The organism is Phyllobacterium ifriqiyense (assembly GCF_030817885.1).
Taxonomy (GTDB): domain Bacteria; phylum Pseudomonadota; class Alphaproteobacteria; order Rhizobiales; family Rhizobiaceae; genus Phyllobacterium; species Phyllobacterium ifriqiyense.
The window spans coordinates 2,488,764-2,507,012 of sequence record NZ_JAUSZT010000003.1 but is presented as its reverse complement, the minus strand read 5'-3'; the positions used below and the strand labels follow the sequence as shown (position 1 = coordinate 2,507,012).

The following is an 18,249-nucleotide window of genomic DNA, read 5'->3' as shown; positions in this document are numbered from 1 at the left end:
GAAGCCGTATGAGTGAAGAAAAGCCCAACCTGACCTTCTTCCTCAACGAAACTTCCGCAAAACTCTCCTCAGAACAACCTGCCGTTGATATAAACAGGACCTCGCGCAACGCACAGCCGCAGTCGGCCGAAGTCGAACCCATTCCGCACTACGTCGGACATCGCGAACGCATGAAGGAGCGGTTTCAAAGCGTCGGCCACGTCGGCTTTGCCGATTATGAAATGCTGGAAATGTTGCTCTATCGCTCCATAAGACAGGGTGACACAAAACCTTTGGCGAAGGCACTCATTGCGCGCTTCGGCTCTCTGGCAGAAGTCCTTGGGGCACCTGAGCACCTCTTGCGTGAGGTCAAGGGTTGCGGTCCAGCTATTGCCTTCGACCTTAAATTCGTCTCCGCCCTCACCCACAGGATGATCCGCAGCGAAATTCGCGATAAGATCGTGCTTGGTTCATGGGCCAAAGTCATGGATTATTGTGTCGCAGCAATGGCTTATGAGTCACGGGAACAATTTCGCGTCTTGTTTCTGGACAAGAAGAACGCCCTTATCGCCGACGAGGTCCAACAGGTGGGCACTGTCGACCACACGCCTGTTTATCCGCGCGAGGTTATTGCTCGCGCCTTACAGCTCTCTGCCAGTGCTATCATTCTTGCACACAACCATCCCTCCGGCGATCCGACACCATCGAAAGCTGATATTGAGATGACAAAGACAATCGCCAATATCGGCACACAGATGGGTATTGTCGTGCACGATCACATCATTATCGGCAAAAGCGGGCACGCCAGCCTGAAAGGGCTTGGCCTCTTTTAGGCTGGCTTACTTTCAAACAAATAGACCGCACTTGTGTCCGTCGAAGCGGCGCTGCCATTGCCAAAATCGGGCACTGAATATTTTGATAAGATGCGCAAGCGGTGGTGAGGCAGATATTCTCTTCCGGGATCACCTATGAGCACTTTGATACCCGCGGTGGTGCATCTGTCGAGATAGGAAACGACCCTTCCGGCAATATCTGACGCATAGAATAAGTCACCCACAGCAATCATATCCACCTCTGGCGGATCATCGTCGAGAATGTCCTTACAAATTGTGTCGATGTTCACCGCATTAACCGCTGCATTCATACGGCTCGCTATAGCAGCGTAAGGATCAGTATCGACGCACACCACTGTGGTTGCTTGCGCTTTGGCAGCCGCAATTCCAACAATTCCGGAACCTGCCCCCAAATCGAGCACATGCAAGCCCGCGACCATTGCCGGATGGTCTAAAATATACCGGGCTAAAACTGTCCCGCCCGCCCAGCGATAGGCCCAGTATGGCGGATGATCATTGCCATATATGTCTTGATTTCCAAGTTTACCCAATCCGCTTGCTGGATGCGCCGTATAGAGCAATATCTCCGCCACAGCAGGAGTGGGCAGAATATGCAGGTTCTCCAAAATGAAAGCGCGTGGATCAGCCAAGGGGGCGCCGAGGTGAGCCAATTTGGGTTTTTTCAATTTCAACTTTCTGGGCTGTAAATATTAAACTAGGCTATCGCCCTGGGATGGAAAGAAAAACGGCCCCGCAATGCGGAGCCGTTTTTCTTAACTGGCGATAAGCCGCTTACCGAGAAGCTTACGCTTCGTCTTCAGTCTTCTTCTTGGCTGCCTTTTTTGGCGCTGCCTTTTTGGCAGGCTTCTTGGCTTCGCCGGACTTTTCTTCCGACTCGTCTTCAGCCATCAACTCTTCCTTGGTCACCTTCTTGTCGGTGACATTGATGCTGGCGAGCAGGTGGTCAACCACCTTCTCTTCGAAGATCGGAGCGCGAAGATTGTTGATCGCCTCCGGTGTCTTGCGGAAGAATTCATAAATCTGCTGTTCCTGACCAGGATACTGACGAACCTGATCGTAAACGGCGCGCTGCATTTCTTCTTCGGTTACTTCGATACCGGCCTTGTTGCCGATTTCCGAAAGAACGAGGCCAAGACGAACGCGGCGTTCAGCAAGCTTGCGATATTCGGCGCGTGCTTCTTCTTCCGTTGTATCTTCGTCTTCAAAGGTCTTGCCAGCCTGCGCAAGGTCCTGACCGATCTGAGCCCAGATATTGTTGAACTCGGCATTGATCAGACGTTCTGGCGACTCGAACTGGTATTCGCCATCCAGCGCATCCAGAATCTGACGCTTCACTTTCTGGCGTGTGAAAGAACCGTATTGGCTCTCGATCTGCTCGCGAATAACCTGACGCAGACGATCAGCGCTTTCAATGCCGAGCTTCTTTGCGGTTTCGTCGTTGATTTCGAGTTCGCCTGGCTTTGCAACTTCCTTGACAGTGATGTCGAAGGTAGCGTCCTTGCCTGCAAGATGAGCAGCCTGGTATTCAGCCGGGAAAGTAACCTTGATCTGCTTTTCATCGCCAGCTTTTACGCCGATCAATTGATCTTCGAAGCCTGGAATGAACTGGCCGGAGCCAAGAACCAATGTTGCATCGCTATCTGCACCACCGTCGAAAGGAACATCATCGACCTTGCCGAGATAATCCATGGTAACGCGATCGCCGCTTTCAGCCTTGCCCTTCTTTGGTTCGAAGGTCTGGGCAGAGCTTGCAACACGCTTAACCTGCTCTTCGACTTCCTCATCGGAAACGTCAACGATCTCGCGGGTAATGCTGATCTTGGAAGTGTCTTTGATTTCAATCGCTGGCAGAACTTCATAATTAAGCGAGAATTCAAAGTCGGCTTCGCCGGAAAGAACCTTGTCAGCTTCCTTTTCGTCTTCGGTCATGACGACTTCAGGCTGGGTAGCCGACTTTTCGTTGCGATCCGAAAGAATGGTGCGCGAAGAATCGCTCAGGATTTCATTGACGACTTCAGCCATGAATGACTTGCCATACATCTTGCGAAGGTGGCTCATTGGCACCTTGCCGGGACGGAAGCCATTGATGCGCGCCTTTGCGCTGGCACCCTGGAGGCGTTCGGAAAGCTTTGCTTCCAGATCCTTGGCCGGAACAACGACCTTGATCTCGCGCTTCAGCCCTTCATTGAGCGTTTCAGTAACCTGCATGTCCAAACCTTCACTTTTTTAACATTTGTCCCGCCGTCGCCGGCTCGTTCGCCAAATTGCGGGAGAAAAACTGTTGCCTATGTGGCTTCGGGTGCGGATGAGCAATTTTTGCTTGGCCATCCACGCTGATTCTATTGCCGTATTTCCAACTCAACTCTCGATTTATGCCACGCATTGTATCACAGACTGTGGCACAAAGTTGGGTGAGAAATCGCACCTTCACCGACTGGTCGCTCCCTTTACTCGGCTCGGGTATAAAAATCAATGGCACTGCCATGCAGGCTGGCAAAATAGCATTGTTTGGTGCCGCTACGGCCTGAGATTGCAGGGTGACAAGAAAATGGAACTATGCAAATCTATTCATGTGGGGATTTTCGGATAGGTCAATTATGGCTGCACTATGTTAAAATTGTGCAGAGCCCTCTCGTAAACGCTCCCCGCCAGCATTATGTGACTTCGCTCTACTCGACCTTATCGTCCGCAAAGACTGATCAAAGTTGATACCGTTTCAGCATTGCTGACACACCTTTGCGACACGCGTGGGACGTCTTACTGTCATGGAGGCCTACCCTTTGTCACGATCACTTTTAACAATAATCAAGGTTGGTTTGACAGCCGCTCTTCTGTCCTCTGGTGCTTCATTTGCCCAGGAAGCAGCGGCCCCGCCACCTCCCCCGCCGGTATCGGTCGCCAAGCCGGTCGTCCGTGATGTCGTTGACAGCGACGAATTCATTGGCCGCTTTGAACCTGTTGATGAAGTATCCATACGTTCCCGCGTCGCCGGATATCTCGACAAGATCGAATTTACAGATGGTGCGCTGGTTAAAAAAGGCGATCCGCTTTTTACAATCGACCAGCGACCTTTCGAAACCGCCCTGTCGCAGGCGCAGGCCTCGCTCGAAGTGTCAAAGACCACGCTTGTCTATGCCGAAGCGCAATTTAAGCGCACCGAGTCATTGGCTGCAAACGGCACGCTTTCCGCTTCGCAACTCGATGACAGGCGCCGCGACTTCATTTCGGCTCAGGCAAATGTCCGCGGCGCAGAGGCAGCTCTTGCCCGTGCGCAGCTTGATCTTGAATATACAAAGATAACAGCCCCCTTGAGCGGGCGCATTGATCGCCGCCTGATCTCCGTTGGCAATCTCGTTCAGCCAGACCAGACGATCCTTACGACAATCGTCTCACTCGACCCGATTGATTTTTACTTCAATGTCGATGAGCGTAACCTGCTTTCCTATGCACGCACCGCTCGTGAAAACGGCAGCACCTTGCAGGAAGGCGCCTCCGGTCTGGAAGTCACCGTCCGGCTTACCGATTCCGCCGAGCCGCCCGTAAAGGGCAAGGTTGATTTCGCGGAAAATCGTCTGGATGACCAGACGGGCACAATGCGCGTTCGCGCCCGCTTCAGCAATCCGAATTTTGTTTTGCAGCCAGGCCTGTTCGGCCGCGTCGATGTTGCCGCATCCAATACCTATAAGGGTATTTTGATCCCGGATGAAGCAATCGGCTCTGACCAAAATGAACGCATCGTCTTCACAGTCAGCGAAGATGGCACTGTAACCCCGAAGCCGGTTCGCCTTGGACCGAAGCTTCATGGCTACCGCGTGATCCGCTCCGGAATGACGGGCGATGAAACCATTGTGGTGAATGGCCTGATGCGGATTCGCCCCGGCGTAAAAGTCAAGCCGGAACTGGTGGTGCTACCACCGGAAGCTGTAACGGCTGACGCGACCAGAGCGCCGGAGGCTGCGCAATGAGATTCGCGCACTTTTTCGTCGACCGGCCGATCTTTGCGAGCGTTCTTTCGATTGTCTTGCTGATTGTCGGCGGCATAGCTTACACACAGCTGCCAGTTGCGCAGTACCCCGAAATAGCCCCGCCAACCATTGTCATCCGCACTTCCTATCCGGGCGCCGACGCTGAAACCATTGCCAACACGGTGGCGACGCCAATCGAGCAGGAAATCAACGGCGTTGAGGGCATGTTGTATATGTCCTCCTATTCCACGGCCGATGGCTCCATGGCATTGACCGTGACATTTCGGCTGGGAACAGATCTCGATAAGGCGCAGGTTCTTGTACAGAACCGCGTGTCCATTGCGGAGCCGCGCCTTCCGGAAGAAGTCAGACGTCTTGGTATCACCACCACCAAAAGCTCGCCTGATCTCATGATGGTTGTGCATATTCTTTCGCCAAATGGTCGTTATGATCAGCTTTACGCCTCCAATTATGCACGCTCGCGCGTTCGCGACGTGTTGTTGCGTCTGGATGGCGTCGGCGATCTGATCATCTTCGGTGAGCGAGAATACTCGCTGCGTATCTGGCTCGACCCTGAGAAACTCTCAGCCTATGGCATGACATCAAGTGATGTTGTGCAATCGCTGCGAGATCAGAACGTGCAAGTTTCGGGCGGTTCCATTGGCGGTCCGCCAACCTCCGGCACCAATGCGTTTCAATATACTGTCACCACTGAGGGCCGCTTCAGTGATGCCCGGCAGTTCCGCTACGTCATCGTCAAGGCGACAGAAAGCGGGCGCCTCGTGCAGTTGCAGGATGTGGCGCGCATCGAACTTGGTGCCAAGGATTATGTCACCAACTCCTATCTGAACGGCAATCCGGCAGTGGCCTTGGGTATTTTCAGCCGCCCGGGCACCAATGCCCTTGCTGCTGCGGATTCAATCCGAAGCACAATGGAGGAACTCAAGAAGGATTTTCCTGACGGGCTGACCTACGATATCGTTTACAACCCCACCGAGTTCATCGCGGAATCGATCAATGAGGTGTACAAAACGATCATTGAAGCCGTCATTCTCGTGGCGCTCGTCGTCCTTGTCTTCCTGCAATCGTGGCGCACCGCGATCATACCGATTGTCGCAATTCCCGTCTCCCTTATCGGAACGCTGGCATTGCTGCTCGCCTTCGGCTTCTCGCTCAATATGCTCACATTGTTTGGATTGGTCCTTGCTATCGGCATTGTCGTCGATGACGCCATTGTGGTTGTCGAAAATGTCGAACGAAACCTTGCAGCCGGCATGACGCCCAAGGAAGCCTCGCACGTCACTATGGACGAGGTCGGCACCGCCGTTATTGCCATTTCGCTGGTGCTGATTGCGGTCTTCGTACCGACTGCTTTCATTCCCGGCATTACGGGGCAATTCTACCTGCAATTTGCGATCACAATCGCAGTGGCAACGGCAATCTCCGCTCTTAACTCGCTGACGCTTTCGCCAGCGCTTGCTGCGATTGTGCTGCGGCCACACAACCACAGCGAATCGAAAAACCCGGTTGCCCGTTTGGGCCGGGCCATGGCCAATGGCTTCAATACCGGCTTTGACAAGATGGCGAATGGCTACTCTTGGGTCATTCGCCACCTCGTCAGTTCAGCCATTGGTATCACGGCCTCCCTGCTTGTCTTTGTCGGGTTGCTTGTCGCCACATGGTATATGGCAACCGCTGTTCCACGCGGCTTTATCCCGACCATGGATCAGGGGTACGCCATCGTCGTGGTACAGTTGCCTGACGGTGCGTCTCTCAATAGAACCGATGCAGTCATTGAAAAGGTTTCAAAGATCGTTCGGGACGTGCCGGGTGTGAAAAATGCCGTCGCCTTCTCTGGCTTTAACGGCGCGACTTTCACCAATGCGTCAAACTCCGGCGTGGTTTTCGCCGCCTTCGACTCCTTCGAAAATCGCCTGGAGGAAGGTCATAACGCCAACCAGATTATTGGTCAGCTTTATGGCAGTCTGCAAAGTATTCAGGAAGCCTTCATCATTGCCGTTCCTCCACCCGCCATCAGCGGTATAGGCAATTCCGGCGGCTTCAAGATGCAGCTGCTGGACCGTGACAGCTCCGACATGCGCCGCGTGCTCGCCCTGGCCTATCAGATGATGGGCGAAGCCGCACAGACACCGGGTGTAACCGGCGTTTTCACCACCTTCTCTGCCTCCAGCCCGCAATACTTCCTTGAAGTAGACCGGGACAAGGCAAGAGCGCTTAATGTGCCCATTCCGAGCATTTTCGAAACGCTTTCGACAAATCTTGGAACATCATATGTCAATGATTTCAATGCTTTCGGGCGCGTTTATCAAGTTCGTGCGCAGGCGGATCAACAATACCGCCTCGACCGGCAGGATATTTTGAACCTGAAGGTACGATCAGCCACGGGAGCGCTTGTTCCACTTGGCACGTTGATCGAGATCAGGGACACTACAGGGCCGTCGCTCGTGCAGCGCTACAATATGTACGTATCCGTACCGTTGCAGGGCAATGCTGCTCCCGGTGTATCGACCGGCGCAGCTCTTGATCAAATGGAAGCGCTGGCCGCCAAAACGCTGCCACAAGGCACATCGTTCAATTGGACGGAACTTGCCTTTCAGGAACGCGCGACCGGCAATACGGCGGTGTTTATCTTCGCCCTGTCTGTCATCTTCGTGTTCCTGGCCCTTTCAGCCCAGTATGAAAGTTGGGTATTGCCGCTCGCAATTATCCTGATTGTTCCACTGGCTGTCCTTGCGGCGCTGATAGGCGTGGCGTTGCGCGGGATGGACAATAATATCCTCACGCAAATCGGGCTCGTGGTTCTCATTGGTCTGGCGGCGAAAAACGCCATTCTTATTGTGGAGTTTGCCCGTCAACACGAAGAAGAAGGCGCAAACCCGGTAGAAGCAGCGATCGAAGCCAGCCGCTTGCGCCTGCGTCCGATCCTGATGACCGCCTTTGCCTTCATCTTTGGCGTTGTGCCTTTGATGATTGCAACTGGGCCCGGTGCGGAAATGCGTCAGTCGCTCGGAACAGCGGTGTTCTCCGGAATGCTTGGGGTTACATTCTTCGGTCTGTTCCTGACACCGGTGTTCTACGTCGTGCTCAGATCCTTCCGGCGCAAACCGAAACCTGCGGCAGAACAAGCCGCAGCGCATTAAAATAAAAGCGCGGGGCCTTAACTGCCCCGCGCTTTTGCATTGGCTTCAATATTCTATGGGAGACGATATCTGTACGCCGGTGAAAGCATATCGCGCATCTTATATGTGAATGCGGCACGCTCGCTTGGCGTAAGATTGATGTCGCGCAGCATATAGGCATTCAAATCCCCAGGGTCGCCTGCCGGCACTGAAGTCTGCTTGGAAAAGCCCGCCCAAAAAACCGCAAGCGAACTCAATCCGAATAATCGCAATTCGGTCATGACACTCTCCATCAAGCTATTAACTGTCCTGTTGTGTGGACAGATGTATTATCTTATTAACAGGCATACCAACGCGAATTTGATGATTAGACATCAATAGATTTAATGGCTCGACATGACGTCACTTCCTCTTGGTTCTATCCGGGTTTTTGATAGTGTTGCGCGGCTGCAGAACTTTACGAAAGCAGCCGATGAGCTCAACATGACCCAATCGGCCGTCAGCTATCAGATCAAATTGCTGGAAGATTTTGCCGGTACGCCCTTGTTTCAGCGCCGCGCACGCGGCGTTACCTTGACGCCGAAGGGCGAAGTAATAGCGCCGGTGATACGCAGAGCTTTGGCTGATATGGGCGAGACATTCCGCGCCATTCGCGAAGAACAAAATTCCGTGCTGGTTATTTCAGTCATCCATACATTTGCCAGCAATTGGCTGACGCCGCGCATTACCGATTTTCAAAACCTGCATCCCGAGGTTTCGGTGCGCTTCGATATTTCCTCCCGCTTGGTTGATTTTTCCAGTGAGGGAATCGACTGCGGCATCCGGCTCGGTCGTGGAAATTGGCCAGGCTTGACCTCACATCGGCTTTTATCGGGCGGTTTCACACCCTTGGCCAGCCCCGCCTATCTTGAACGATATGGCAGACCGCAAACACCGGCAGACCTCCTGCAATGTCATCTGATCACGCCAGACGATAATTGGTGGCCCGTCTGGTTTCGCCAAGCAGGTGTCGAAGGGCCATTGACCATGACCAAACCCGGGGTAACGATTGATACCCAGCAGATTATCGGCGGATTGGCATTGTCCGGCGGCGGCGTCGGACTGGTTTCTTCAGCTTTTTTCCAGAATGAAATAGAGTCGGGCACGCTGGTAAAGCTTTTCGATATCGAAGCCTCAACCGGCACTAATTATTATCTGGTCTATCCCGAAGCCGGGCAATTGCCAGCCAAGGTGAAGTTCTTTCGGGACTGGATCATAGACTGCTCATGCAACACTAAGTTTTGACGATACGATCAAGCAACACGACATCACTGTCCTTGTAGATTGCACGTGAAAACTCGTTGAACCCGAGTTTTCCGGCCAGCTTTAACGAAGTGTCGTTCCAATGATCAATCATGCAAACGGTTCGCTCGGATATTTTCCGGGCATCGTACCATTGCAAGGCCGCGTACGCTGCTTCTGACGCCAGGCCTTGGCCATGGCGGGTATATTTGATCCTCCACAATGCCTCCGGAACTCCGTCGAAAGCCGGGCCATTGGCGCGGTGAAACCTTGCCACCCCCGTTTCTCCGACCAGCTCCCCGGTTTGACGGTCGATGACCAGAAGCGGACCATAGCCAAAAACGTTCCAATGCCCGATCCAGCGCAGCAGCCTGTCCCAGCTTTGCTCATCGGTAAGTCCGGGCAAGACTTGAACACCCTCGCTTAGGTTGGGATCATTGATCCATATCGCCTTATAGAGTTCGAAATCCTCAATACGTTGCGGGCGCAACAAAAGGCGGCTTGTTTCAATCATGATCAGGTTTCCCCCACATGCACGCGAGTTTATCTGTCCAGTGCCTTATTCTCAATTGTGTTTGGAAAGATTGTGGTGCGGATAGAGGGACTCGAACCCCCACGGTCTCCCGCCAGAACCTAAATCTGGTGCGTCTACCAATTTCGCCATATCCGCATCCGAGGCACGTAGCCGAACCTCAAGCGCGGGTCTCTATAGCACCGTCTTTCTGAGGGTCAAAGGAAAAAGCCGGGTAATCGACACTATTATTTCAAACCCGTAATTTCCCGCTTATTTCTAATAGAGGGGTTCCTCGTAGAGAACCTTTCCATCGCTTCTTAAAGCCCGTATCTGGGCGTCTCCCTCATTCGATACAGCAATAACGACATCGATCTTTCTCTCGCGCTGCTGTTCTTCGATTGCCAGGCCCTGACCTTCCGGAACGTAATAGCGCTCAATGCCATAATCGACATGATAGGTGTTGTCCGAAGCAAAATAGGCGTAGTTTGGCGTACGTCCCCGAAGCTGCACTTCATCGGGCTTCAGGTCAGTGCGGGCCTGCCACGAAGCACTTGCAAAGTTCCAACGCTCATCTGCCCCTTTGACCAGTGTGACATAGACGTTAATGAGGCCCTTCGCGTCCGGGCGCGTACCGGATATCTTGTCGATGCTGACATTGGAGATATCATAGGAGAGGATCACATAGTCTCCGCGCAGGAAATCCCGGGGATCAATGGGCTGGCTTAGCAGGATCACGTCTTTGCCGCTCCGCAGGATGGATGCGCGCTGCTCAACCATTGCGTATAAAGCGCCCGATTGCAGCAAGGCGACGATAATACCCAGCCAGATAATGCGCTTGCCAGTGAACATCAGGCGGCTCCTTCCGCTTGCGCAATCTTCTTTTGCAGCCGCCGCTCCATGCGCACAACAAAGGCGGCAAGCAGCAATACCAGCACGCCCGCACTCAAGAAGAAGCTCGCGGTTCCGATAAGCGTCCCTATCGTCTTGAATGCCAGATAAAGCACTTCGAGCGAAAATACGGTGTAAGACATCCATCTGACGGCAAGATTGCGATAACCGGAGAGAACCAGCCCGGCAATCGCACAGGCCAATATACCAAAGCCGATAATGACCTGATCGCTTACTTCACTATCGAAGCGATCAAACTGAAAATAGCTCAGCACCAGAAGAAGCATCAGAAACCCGTAAGCGCCGATTGCCTTGCTCCAGCCGGTGAGCCGTTGCAGCACTGCAGTCGACAGCGCATCGCCAAGAAAGAGCGCCCCGCCCGCCATAGCGGCGAGCCACAATATCCAATCACCGCTCAAATCATCATAAAGGGCGAAAACATAGGCCATCAGTACAAGCGCGATAAAATGGCGGGCGATCTGCGCCTTGGTATACCAGACAAGTCCCGCACTGATGAAAAGCAATACCGGCAGAAGCCAGCTATAGGTGTGCGAGTCATTGGTATCCAAAACCATGAAAAGGTAGAGCGCAGTTATCGCTACCCCGGTTGCGACCAACACAGGCGAGCGTAGCAAAAGCGCCGCAACCATTGTTCCCGCAGTCCAAAGCAAGGCGGCTTCCGTTGCATCGCCTGATAAATGATACATCTGCCCGATGAGCGCTATACCGGCTCCAAAGGTGATTGCAGCAATCAGATAGAGCGCCTGACTAAAACGATTATCGCCGAGGCTCGCCCGCCATGCGCCGCCAACATAGCCGATCCATAGCACCAAGATGATCATCACGACGCGAACAAGGCGCGGCATTACTTCCCAATTTGCCGCGACGAGCGAAATGATGGCAGCACCCAAGAGAACTGCGCCGAGCACCGCAAGAATCCCGCCAAGGCCAAAGCCGGAGCGGGTTTTCTCTACGTCCTTGCGCAAAAGATCGGCTGTCACCTCGTCTATCAGACCTGCCTGCTGCCAGCGGGTAATGTGTTTTTTGATGCCGATCGAAAATGCCACGAAGTGCTCCTGAGTCGTACAGGGATTCAAATAACGCCAGCGACAGGAAAAACGCAATTGCCACCGCAGTGCCGAACCGATCGCGATTTTGACATTTGTGCGCCGCAGCAATTAAAATCGATTAATGATGCGATGCAACATATGCATAGCTGATCTGCAATCTTGTCTCTGCAAATTCTGCATGGGCTGCACTATCTTCAGTACAACGATCAAGAGTGATCAACCAAACAACAACCGAAGTGGTGATTGAAATGAACCTTATCCGCTCTTACAGCAACTGGCGCCGTTATCGCGACACGGTTACTGAATTGAACCGTCTGTCGACCCGCGAACTTAGCGATCTGGGCATTGCCCGTTCGGACATTCCGTTCGTCGCCAAGAAGTCCGCAGTACGTTAATAGTTTGACGAATATCGCCGGGGCTTTACCTCCTCCCAAAGCCTCCCGCGATCAAAGCCCGGCACTCCTCCTCCCAGCCGGTCTTTATATAACGACACCCACCGCACCTCCTCCCGCGGTGGGTGTTGTTGTTTGTAGGATGCGCTGAGACATCAGCGCTGCCCGCCATAACCCCGCTCTTTCCATTCCGACAAACGCATCACATCTGGCGCCCCTCCTGCTGGTTCGTACCAGGAGTCGACGGCCCAGGATGTACCCGAGCGATCCCGCAACACTGCGGTGAAATGCGGATAGCGGCCATCAAGGAAACTCCCGCGTGAATCCCTGTTTCCCACTGTGTGGTGGCGCAACAGCCCGGCGCGCTGCAAATAGCTGAGGAAGCCGCCTGTATTGGCTGCCTCGTCGACGCAATGCATCTGGCCTCTCTCGCGCCCTTGGCCAAAATCCATTTTCGGGCGATCCCGGATACCGATTATTTGAGCGCTGCGACGCTCAAATATCTGCACAGCGCGCCGCACCGCAGCCCGCTCGGCTTGTGCCGACTTGCCTCCGCTCTTCATGATTGACGCGATTCTGCCGCGATCGGCAGGAGAAAGCGTCACACTGGTTTTGAACGTACAGCCATAGCCATGGCAAACGCTGAATGTTTGCGCATTGGCGTTTGATACGCATGCCCAGGCAATGGCAGCGGGCAAAATAAGAAAGGCATATCTCATCATGAGAGAATATATCAGAAGTTGCCTTTCGGCCTGTTGAAGAAATTGTGTTTGCAATGACGGGGTGGAAACCCGCATCGTCACGTCCTACATTCAAGCTCCCACCTCAATAATCCCCGGGAGTTCATCATGGAACAACGTCGTCTTGGCCGTACGGGCCTCACTATCGCTCCATTGGTCTTTGGCGGAAACGTCTTCGGCTGGACCGCCGACAAGAAAACTTCCTTCGATCTGCTTGATCGGTTCGTTGATGCGGGCCTCAACGCCATTGATACTGCGGATGCTTATTCGCGCTGGGTGCCGGGCAATGAAGGTGGCGAGTCCGAAACCATAATCGGCGAATGGATGAAAGAACGCAAATCCCGCGACAAGGTGGTGATAATCACCAAGGTTGGCTCCGATATGGGACAAGGCAAGAAGGATTTGTCTCCCGCCTACATTGCAAAGGCCGCCGAAGCCTCCTTGAAACGGCTTCAGATTGAAGAAATTGACCTTTATCTTTCGCATTGGCCGGATCCGGACACACCATATGAAGAAACCCTTGCCGCGCACGAGAAGCTGCTCAAGGCTGGCAAAATCAAATCAATAGGCTGCTCCAATCTCGACGCTGATCAATTGCGGAAATCGCTTGATGTGGCCAAGAATAAGGGGCTGCATCGCTACGATGTTTTGCAGCCGGAATATAACCTTTACGATCGCGCAAGCTATGATGGCCCACTGCGCGATCTCTGTATGGCTGAAGATATCGGCGTCATCACATATTTCAGTCTCGCGAAAGGCTTTCTGTCCGGCAAATATCGCAGCGAAGCCGATCTTGGCAAAAGCCCGCGGGGCGGCGGTGTGAAGGATTATCTCAACCCCCGTGGAAATCGTATCCTCGCAGCCCTTGATGATATATCCGCCAAGCATAAGGCAAAACAGGCCGAAGTCGCATTGGCCTGGATCATCCACCGCGATGGCGTAACTGCACCAATTGCCAGTGCAACATCGCTTGAACAGCTTGATAGTCTGATCAAGGCTGCCACTATGGAACTTAGCAAAGATGATTTGGCGACGCTTGATACTGCCAGCGCCTGATCTGCCCTAGGCGTCATGAAAGCCGTCACAATCATCTGTGACGGCTTTTTCATTGAAGCCAGCAATCAAAACGACTATTGGTGCGCCATGTCACATAAACCCGTACACATTATTGGCGGCGGTCTCGCCGGTTCCGAAGCATCATGGCAGCTCGCAGAGGCTGGCATTCCCGTTATCCTGCACGAAATGCGTCCTGTTCGCGGCACAGATGCCCATAAAACGCAGGACCTTGCAGAGCTTGTATGCTCCAACTCCTTCCGTTCCGATGACGCCGAAACTAATGCTGTTGGCGTGCTTCATGCGGAAATGCGTCTGGCCAATTCACTCATTATTGCCTCTGCCGATGCCCATCAGGTTCCGGCCGGCAGTGCGCTTGCGGTTGACCGTGATGGCTTTGCACAGGCCGTTACGGCAAAAATAGAAGCCCATCCGCTCATCACCATTGCGCGTGAGGAAGTCACCGGACTGCCACCGGCAGAGTGGGACAAAGTCATTATTGCAACAGGTCCGCTGACCGCGCCCTCATTGGCGGAAGCAATCGGCAATGAGACGGGCGCCGATTCCCTCGCCTTTTTCGATGCGATTGCACCGATCGTGCATTTCGATTCCATCGACATGAATATTTGTTGGTTCCAGTCGCGCTACGACAAAGTTGGCCCCGGCGGCAATGGCAAGGACTATATCAACTGCCCCATGTCAAAGGAGCAATATGAAGCCTTCATTCAAGCATTGATTGCGGGCGACAAGACCGAATTCAAGGAATGGGAAGGCACGCCCTATTTCGATGGCTGCCTGCCAATCGAGGTCATGGCAGAACGCGGACCGGAGACATTGCGTCATGGACCGATGAAGCCAATGGGTCTGACCAACGCCCATAATCCGACAGTGAAAGCCTATGCGGTGGTGCAGTTGCGTCAGGACAATGCGCTTGGCACGCTCTATAATATGGTCGGTTTCCAGACCAAGCTGAAATATGGCGCGCAGACTGACATATTCCGCATGATCCCGGGCCTTGAAAATGCCGAATTTGCCCGGCTGGGTGGACTGCATCGCAACACTTACCTCAATTCACCGATTTTGCTTGATCCGACCTTGCAACTGAAATCCCGGCAAGGACTGCGGTTTGCCGGACAAATCACGGGATGCGAAGGCTATGTTGAATCCGCGGCCATCGGTCTTTTGGCGGGCCGTTTCATGATTGCCGAGCGTTTGGGTCAGCCAGTCACGCCGCCCCCTCTGACAACGGCTTTCGGCGCGCTGCTCGGACACATTACCGGCGGGCATATCGTATCGGATGAAGAACCCGGCAAACGTTCATTCCAGCCAATGAATGTTAATTACGGGTTATTCCCGCCGATTGAAGCGCCCGTCTCTGAGGGCAAGCGTTTGCGTGGCAAGGAAAAGACCAATGCCAAAAAACGCGCCATGAGCGCCCGCGCACTGGCAGATTGCCGTGCCTGGCTTGGCCTGCCCGCTGTCGCCGAGGCCGCTGAGTAACCCAATTTGTTCAGCAGTAGCGCTTTGCGTGCTTCGACAAGCTCAGCATGAGGTGACATTGCGCCTGGCATAATAGTCCCAAAGATTGCAGGATTTAGCGTTCTGCAATCAGACCCCGTTCCTCATGCTGAGCTTGTCGAAGCACGCAAATTGCTTTTGCAAAGGTGCTTTAAATATGCAGCGCGTGTCCCAGTGCTTTCAGCGCAGCTTCCTGGAAGCCCTCGCTCTGTGTTGGATGGGCGTGGATTGTCCCGGCTATATCTTCCAGGCGCGCGCCCATTTCCAAGGCCAGTGCAAACGCTGCTGACAGTTCGGAGACTCCGGTTCCAACCGCCTGAATTCCCAATACAAGATGATTGCCCGCAGCAGCAACCACACGGACAAACCCCTCCTCGCCTTCTTGTGTCATGGCGCGGCCATTGGCAGCAAATGGGAACAGACCAATTTTGACCTCGTGCCCGGCCTGCTTTGCCTCTTCTGGCGAAAGGCCGACAGTCACGATTTCCGGATCGGTAAAGCAGACAGCTGCAATGGCTCGCTTGTCCCAGCTGCGATTATGCCCGGCGACGATTTCTGCCACCATCTCGCCTTGTGCCATGGCACGATGGGCCAGCATGGGCTCGCCTGTCACATCACCGATGGCATAGACGCCGCGCATCGAGGTACGGCACTTGTCGTCAATGCGAACAAACTTTCCGTCCATGTCCAAAACAACTTCCTCAAGCCCCCAACCGGTGGTCACAGGCTTGCGGCCGACAGTTACCAGTATTTTATCCGCTGCAATCCTGTCATCCTTGCCATCAGCCGTTTCGATGAGCAGGGCATCACCCTTGGCGCTCACCCCTTTTGCTTTAACTCCGGTAAGAACTGTCACACCTAAGCTATTGAGACTCTTCACGATTGGCCGCGTCAGCTCTGCATCATATTGCGGCAGTATTTTTGCTTGCGCTTCAACAACAGTGACCTTTGATCCGAGTTTGGCATAGGCAGTGCCAAGCTCAAGGCCAATATAACCACCTCCCACAACCACCAGTTTTTCGGGCACAGTCTCAAGTGAGAGAGCTTCGGTGGATGAAATGACATTGCCGCCAAATGGCAATGAAGGCACCTCCACGGGCGCAGAGCCTGTTGCGATTACAATGTTTTCAGCGCGGATGATTTGCTGGCCCGTCAGGGTTTCCACTTCGACGGTTTTTCCGTCGCGGAACTTTGCCCTGCCCGTGACGATCTTCACATTGGCCTTCTTCAAAAGTCCGGCTACGCCGTTGTTCAAACGGCTGACAATTCCGTCTTTCCAAGCGATAGTTTGCGTGAAATCGATTGCCGGATTGCTGACGGATATGCCTAGAGGCGTCTGATTTGCTGCAAAATGCGCAACCTTTGCAAATTCATCAGCGGCGTGAATCAACGCCTTGGAGGGTATGCAGCCGACCATCAGGCAAGTGCCGCCGACCTTGGCCGCTTCAACGATCACCGTATCAACATTCAGCTGCCCGGCACGAATAGCGCAGATATAGCCACCCGGACCGGCGCCAATGACCAGCAGTTTGCAGGAAATATCCTTCATGGCTCAGTCCTCAACAAATATCATGGCTGGCGTTTCGAGAAGCGCCTTGATGCGCTGGATGAATACGGCGGCATCCCAGCCGTCGATAACCCGGTGGTCGAAGCTTGACGACAGGTTCATCATCTTGCGCGGTATGAAGGCAGTGCCGTCCCACATGGGCCGGATCATGATCTTGTTGACGCCGATGATTGCTACTTCCGGGTGATTGATCACAGGCGTGGTCACCACGCCGCCCATGCTACCGAGTGAAGTGATCGTTATCGTCGAGCCACTCAGCTGTTCACGTGTCGCTGTACCCGTTTTTGCAGCATCTGCCAGCAGATTAACCTCGGCAGCACAGTCCCAAAGCGTTCTCGCCTCGGCATGTTTGACCACCGGCACGACGAGGCCGCCAGGCGTCTGCGCGGCAATCCCGATATGCACGCCTCCATGCTGATGAATAATATTCGCCTCGTCATCATACAGAGCATTGAGCTGCGGCTGATCGGCAATGGCTTTGACCATGGCCCGCATCAAGAACGGCAAGATCGTCAGCTTGGCCTGATCCGGGCGCTTTTTGCTATTCAGGGCTGCCCGCAGCTCTTCCAAGGATGTCACGTCGATTTCTTCGACATAGGTAATATGCGGAATCCGGGATTTCGCGATTGCCATTTTCTCGGCAATCTTGCGGCGAAGCCCGACAACCTTGATCTCCTTGACGGAATTGTCCGGGCTGAGCGCTGCACTACCGGGTTTCTGCGAGCCCCGCGCGAAGAAGGCATCAAGATCTTCGTGAGTGATCCGGCCTGCCGGTCCTGTACCGCTCACTTGACGCAAATCAACGCCGGAATCACGCGCACGCTGGCGTACAGCTGGAGAAGCCAAAGGCTTTTCACCTTCGCTGCGCGGCGCGCTCGTATTGAAAACAGGTTTGGCAGCGGGCTTTACAGCTTCCTGTGGCTTTGCAACAACTGCTGCAGGCTTGCTCTCGGTCTTTGCAGCCTCGGCAGGCTTTTCATCCGGTGCAGGCGCTTCAGCCTTGGCAGGCTTGGAGGGCTCCGCGGCTGCCGGTGCATGGCCCTCGCCGTCGATCTTCAGGCGAATAATCGGCGAGCCGATCGGAATGACCTCACCGATCTCACCGCCAAGCCAGATAATCTCGCCATCGACCGGCGACGGGATTTCCACCGTTGCCTTATCGGTCATCACGGCGGCAAGAACCATATCCTCGCGTACCAGATCACCGACCTTTACATTCCATTCGACAAGCTCTGCTTCTGCAACGCCTTCGCCGACATCCGGCAGCTTGATGACATATTCGCCCATC

The 18,249-nt window shown here is 53.9% G+C and carries 16 protein-coding genes and 1 tRNA gene; 7 read left to right on the top strand and 10 right to left on the bottom strand.

Annotation, left to right across the window (positions count from 1 at the left end; translation table 11 throughout):
• Nucleotides 1-8: 8 nt before the first annotated feature.
• Entirely contained in the window at nt 9-812 is an 804-nt protein-coding gene (gene radC, locus QFZ34_RS19895; RefSeq protein ID WP_307284622.1) for a RadC family protein, read from the top strand.
• On the opposite strand, the gene QFZ34_RS19890 is transcribed toward radC, so the two are convergent.
• Complete coding sequence (locus QFZ34_RS19890; RefSeq protein ID WP_307284620.1) at nt 809-1,498, bottom strand: class I SAM-dependent methyltransferase; 690 nt, start codon at nt 1,496-1,498, stop codon at nt 809-811. The two genes, radC and QFZ34_RS19890, sit on opposite strands and share 4 nt — an antisense overlap.
• A 118-nt stretch (nt 1,499-1,616) precedes the next feature.
• Nucleotides 1,617-3,041: a trigger factor gene (tig, locus tag QFZ34_RS19885; protein WP_307284617.1), complete on the bottom strand. Its 1,425-nt coding sequence runs from the start codon at nt 3,039-3,041 to the stop codon at nt 1,617-1,619.
• A gap of 572 nt (nt 3,042-3,613) precedes the next feature.
• On the opposite strand from tig, the gene QFZ34_RS19880 reads away from it, so the two are divergent.
• The gene (locus QFZ34_RS19880) at nt 3,614-4,798 is read left to right on the top strand and encodes an efflux RND transporter periplasmic adaptor subunit (protein WP_307284615.1); all 1,185 of its coding nucleotides are present in this window, start codon (nt 3,614-3,616) and stop codon (nt 4,796-4,798) included.
• Nucleotides 4,795-7,959 (top strand): efflux RND transporter permease subunit, encoded by a 3,165-nt coding sequence (locus tag QFZ34_RS19875; RefSeq protein WP_115055338.1) that lies wholly within the window; start codon nt 4,795-4,797, stop codon nt 7,957-7,959. Before QFZ34_RS19880 ends, QFZ34_RS19875 begins: the two co-directional genes overlap by 4 nt.
• Nucleotides 7,960-8,012: 53 nt before the next feature.
• Here QFZ34_RS19875 and QFZ34_RS19870 read toward each other — a convergent pair whose 3' ends face one another.
• A complete protein-coding gene (locus tag QFZ34_RS19870) occupies nt 8,013-8,219 on the bottom strand; it encodes a hypothetical protein (RefSeq protein ID WP_307284612.1) in 207 nt (68 codons plus the stop codon).
• 115 nt (nt 8,220-8,334) lie between these two features.
• Between QFZ34_RS19870 and QFZ34_RS19865 the strand changes: the two genes are divergently transcribed.
• The gene (locus tag QFZ34_RS19865) at nt 8,335-9,222 is read left to right on the top strand and encodes a LysR substrate-binding domain-containing protein (RefSeq protein WP_307284610.1); all 888 of its coding nucleotides are present in this window, start codon (nt 8,335-8,337) and stop codon (nt 9,220-9,222) included.
• Here the strand turns inward: QFZ34_RS19865 and QFZ34_RS19860 are convergent.
• From QFZ34_RS19860 to QFZ34_RS19845, 4 genes are all read right to left on the bottom strand, one after another.
• Nucleotides 9,212-9,733, bottom strand: a complete 522-nt coding sequence (locus tag QFZ34_RS19860; protein ID WP_307284608.1) for a GNAT family N-acetyltransferase — start codon at nt 9,731-9,733, stop codon at nt 9,212-9,214. The two genes, QFZ34_RS19865 and QFZ34_RS19860, sit on opposite strands and share 11 nt — an antisense overlap.
• Before the next feature lie 73 nt (nt 9,734-9,806).
• Nucleotides 9,807-9,889, bottom strand: a tRNA-Leu gene (locus QFZ34_RS19855).
• A gap of 120 nt (nt 9,890-10,009) precedes the next feature.
• Nucleotides 10,010-10,582 (bottom strand): GDYXXLXY domain-containing protein, encoded by a 573-nt coding sequence (locus tag QFZ34_RS19850; RefSeq protein WP_307284606.1) that lies wholly within the window; start codon nt 10,580-10,582, stop codon nt 10,010-10,012.
• Nucleotides 10,582-11,688, bottom strand: a complete 1,107-nt coding sequence (locus QFZ34_RS19845) for a DUF2157 domain-containing protein (RefSeq protein WP_307284604.1) — start codon at nt 11,686-11,688, stop codon at nt 10,582-10,584. Before QFZ34_RS19845 ends, QFZ34_RS19850 begins: the two co-directional genes overlap by 1 nt.
• Before the next feature lie 251 nt (nt 11,689-11,939).
• Here QFZ34_RS19845 and QFZ34_RS19840 point away from each other — a divergent pair, with 251 nt between their 5' ends.
• Entirely contained in the window at nt 11,940-12,086 is a 147-nt protein-coding gene (locus QFZ34_RS19840; protein ID WP_081497128.1) for a DUF1127 domain-containing protein, read from the top strand.
• A 152-nt stretch (nt 12,087-12,238) separates the two neighbouring features.
• On the opposite strand, the gene QFZ34_RS19835 is transcribed toward QFZ34_RS19840, so the two are convergent.
• Nucleotides 12,239-12,805, bottom strand: coding sequence for a hypothetical protein (locus tag QFZ34_RS19835; protein WP_307284602.1), 567 nt, complete (start codon nt 12,803-12,805; stop codon nt 12,239-12,241).
• A 126-nt stretch (nt 12,806-12,931) separates the two neighbouring features.
• Here QFZ34_RS19835 and QFZ34_RS19830 point away from each other — a divergent pair, with 126 nt between their 5' ends.
• Both QFZ34_RS19830 and trmFO read left to right on the top strand, forming a co-directional pair.
• Nucleotides 12,932-13,879, top strand: a complete 948-nt coding sequence (locus QFZ34_RS19830) for an aldo/keto reductase (RefSeq protein ID WP_307284600.1) — start codon at nt 12,932-12,934, stop codon at nt 13,877-13,879.
• Between the two features lie 87 nt (nt 13,880-13,966).
• Nucleotides 13,967-15,376: a methylenetetrahydrofolate--tRNA-(uracil(54)-C(5))-methyltransferase (FADH(2)-oxidizing) TrmFO gene (gene trmFO, locus QFZ34_RS19825; protein ID WP_307286505.1), complete on the top strand. Its 1,410-nt coding sequence runs from the start codon at nt 13,967-13,969 to the stop codon at nt 15,374-15,376.
• 169 nt (nt 15,377-15,545) lie between these two features.
• On the opposite strand, the gene lpdA is transcribed toward trmFO, so the two are convergent.
• Nucleotides 15,546-16,943: a dihydrolipoyl dehydrogenase gene (gene lpdA / locus QFZ34_RS19820; protein WP_115055352.1), complete on the bottom strand. Its 1,398-nt coding sequence runs from the start codon at nt 16,941-16,943 to the stop codon at nt 15,546-15,548.
• A 3-nt stretch (nt 16,944-16,946) separates the two neighbouring features.
• Nucleotides 16,947-18,248, bottom strand: a complete 1,302-nt coding sequence (locus QFZ34_RS19815) for a dihydrolipoamide acetyltransferase family protein (RefSeq protein WP_307284596.1) — start codon at nt 18,246-18,248, stop codon at nt 16,947-16,949.
• Between the last annotated feature and the right edge of the window lies 1 nt (nt 18,249).

What these genes read in the sequence shown, in the direction of transcription:
- radC (WP_307284622.1), top strand. Translation starts at nt 9, where the DNA reads ATGAGTGAAGAAAAGCCCAACCTGACCTTCTTCCTCAACGAAACTTCC.
- tig (WP_307284617.1), bottom strand. Translation starts at nt 3,041, where the DNA reads ATGCAGGTTACTGAAACGCTCAATGAAGGGCTGAAGCGCGAGATCAAG.
- QFZ34_RS19875 (WP_115055338.1), top strand. Translation starts at nt 4,795, where the DNA reads ATGAGATTCGCGCACTTTTTCGTCGACCGGCCGATCTTTGCGAGCGTT.
- QFZ34_RS19870 (WP_307284612.1), bottom strand. Translation starts at nt 8,219, where the DNA reads ATGACCGAATTGCGATTATTCGGATTGAGTTCGCTTGCGGTTTTTTGG.
- QFZ34_RS19865 (WP_307284610.1), top strand. Translation starts at nt 8,335, where the DNA reads ATGACGTCACTTCCTCTTGGTTCTATCCGGGTTTTTGATAGTGTTGCG.
- QFZ34_RS19860 (WP_307284608.1), bottom strand. Translation starts at nt 9,733, where the DNA reads ATGATTGAAACAAGCCGCCTTTTGTTGCGCCCGCAACGTATTGAGGAT.
- QFZ34_RS19850 (WP_307284606.1), bottom strand. Translation starts at nt 10,582, where the DNA reads ATGTTCACTGGCAAGCGCATTATCTGGCTGGGTATTATCGTCGCCTTG.
- QFZ34_RS19840 (WP_081497128.1), top strand. Translation starts at nt 11,940, where the DNA reads ATGAACCTTATCCGCTCTTACAGCAACTGGCGCCGTTATCGCGACACG.
- QFZ34_RS19835 (WP_307284602.1), bottom strand. Translation starts at nt 12,805, where the DNA reads ATGATGAGATATGCCTTTCTTATTTTGCCCGCTGCCATTGCCTGGGCA.
- QFZ34_RS19830 (WP_307284600.1), top strand. Translation starts at nt 12,932, where the DNA reads ATGGAACAACGTCGTCTTGGCCGTACGGGCCTCACTATCGCTCCATTG.
- trmFO (WP_307286505.1), top strand. Translation starts at nt 13,967, where the DNA reads ATGTCACATAAACCCGTACACATTATTGGCGGCGGTCTCGCCGGTTCC.
- lpdA (WP_115055352.1), bottom strand. Translation starts at nt 16,943, where the DNA reads ATGAAGGATATTTCCTGCAAACTGCTGGTCATTGGCGCCGGTCCGGGT.
- QFZ34_RS19815 (WP_307284596.1), bottom strand. Translation starts at nt 18,248, where the DNA reads ATGGGCGAATATGTCATCAAGCTGCCGGATGTCGGCGAAGGCGTTGCA.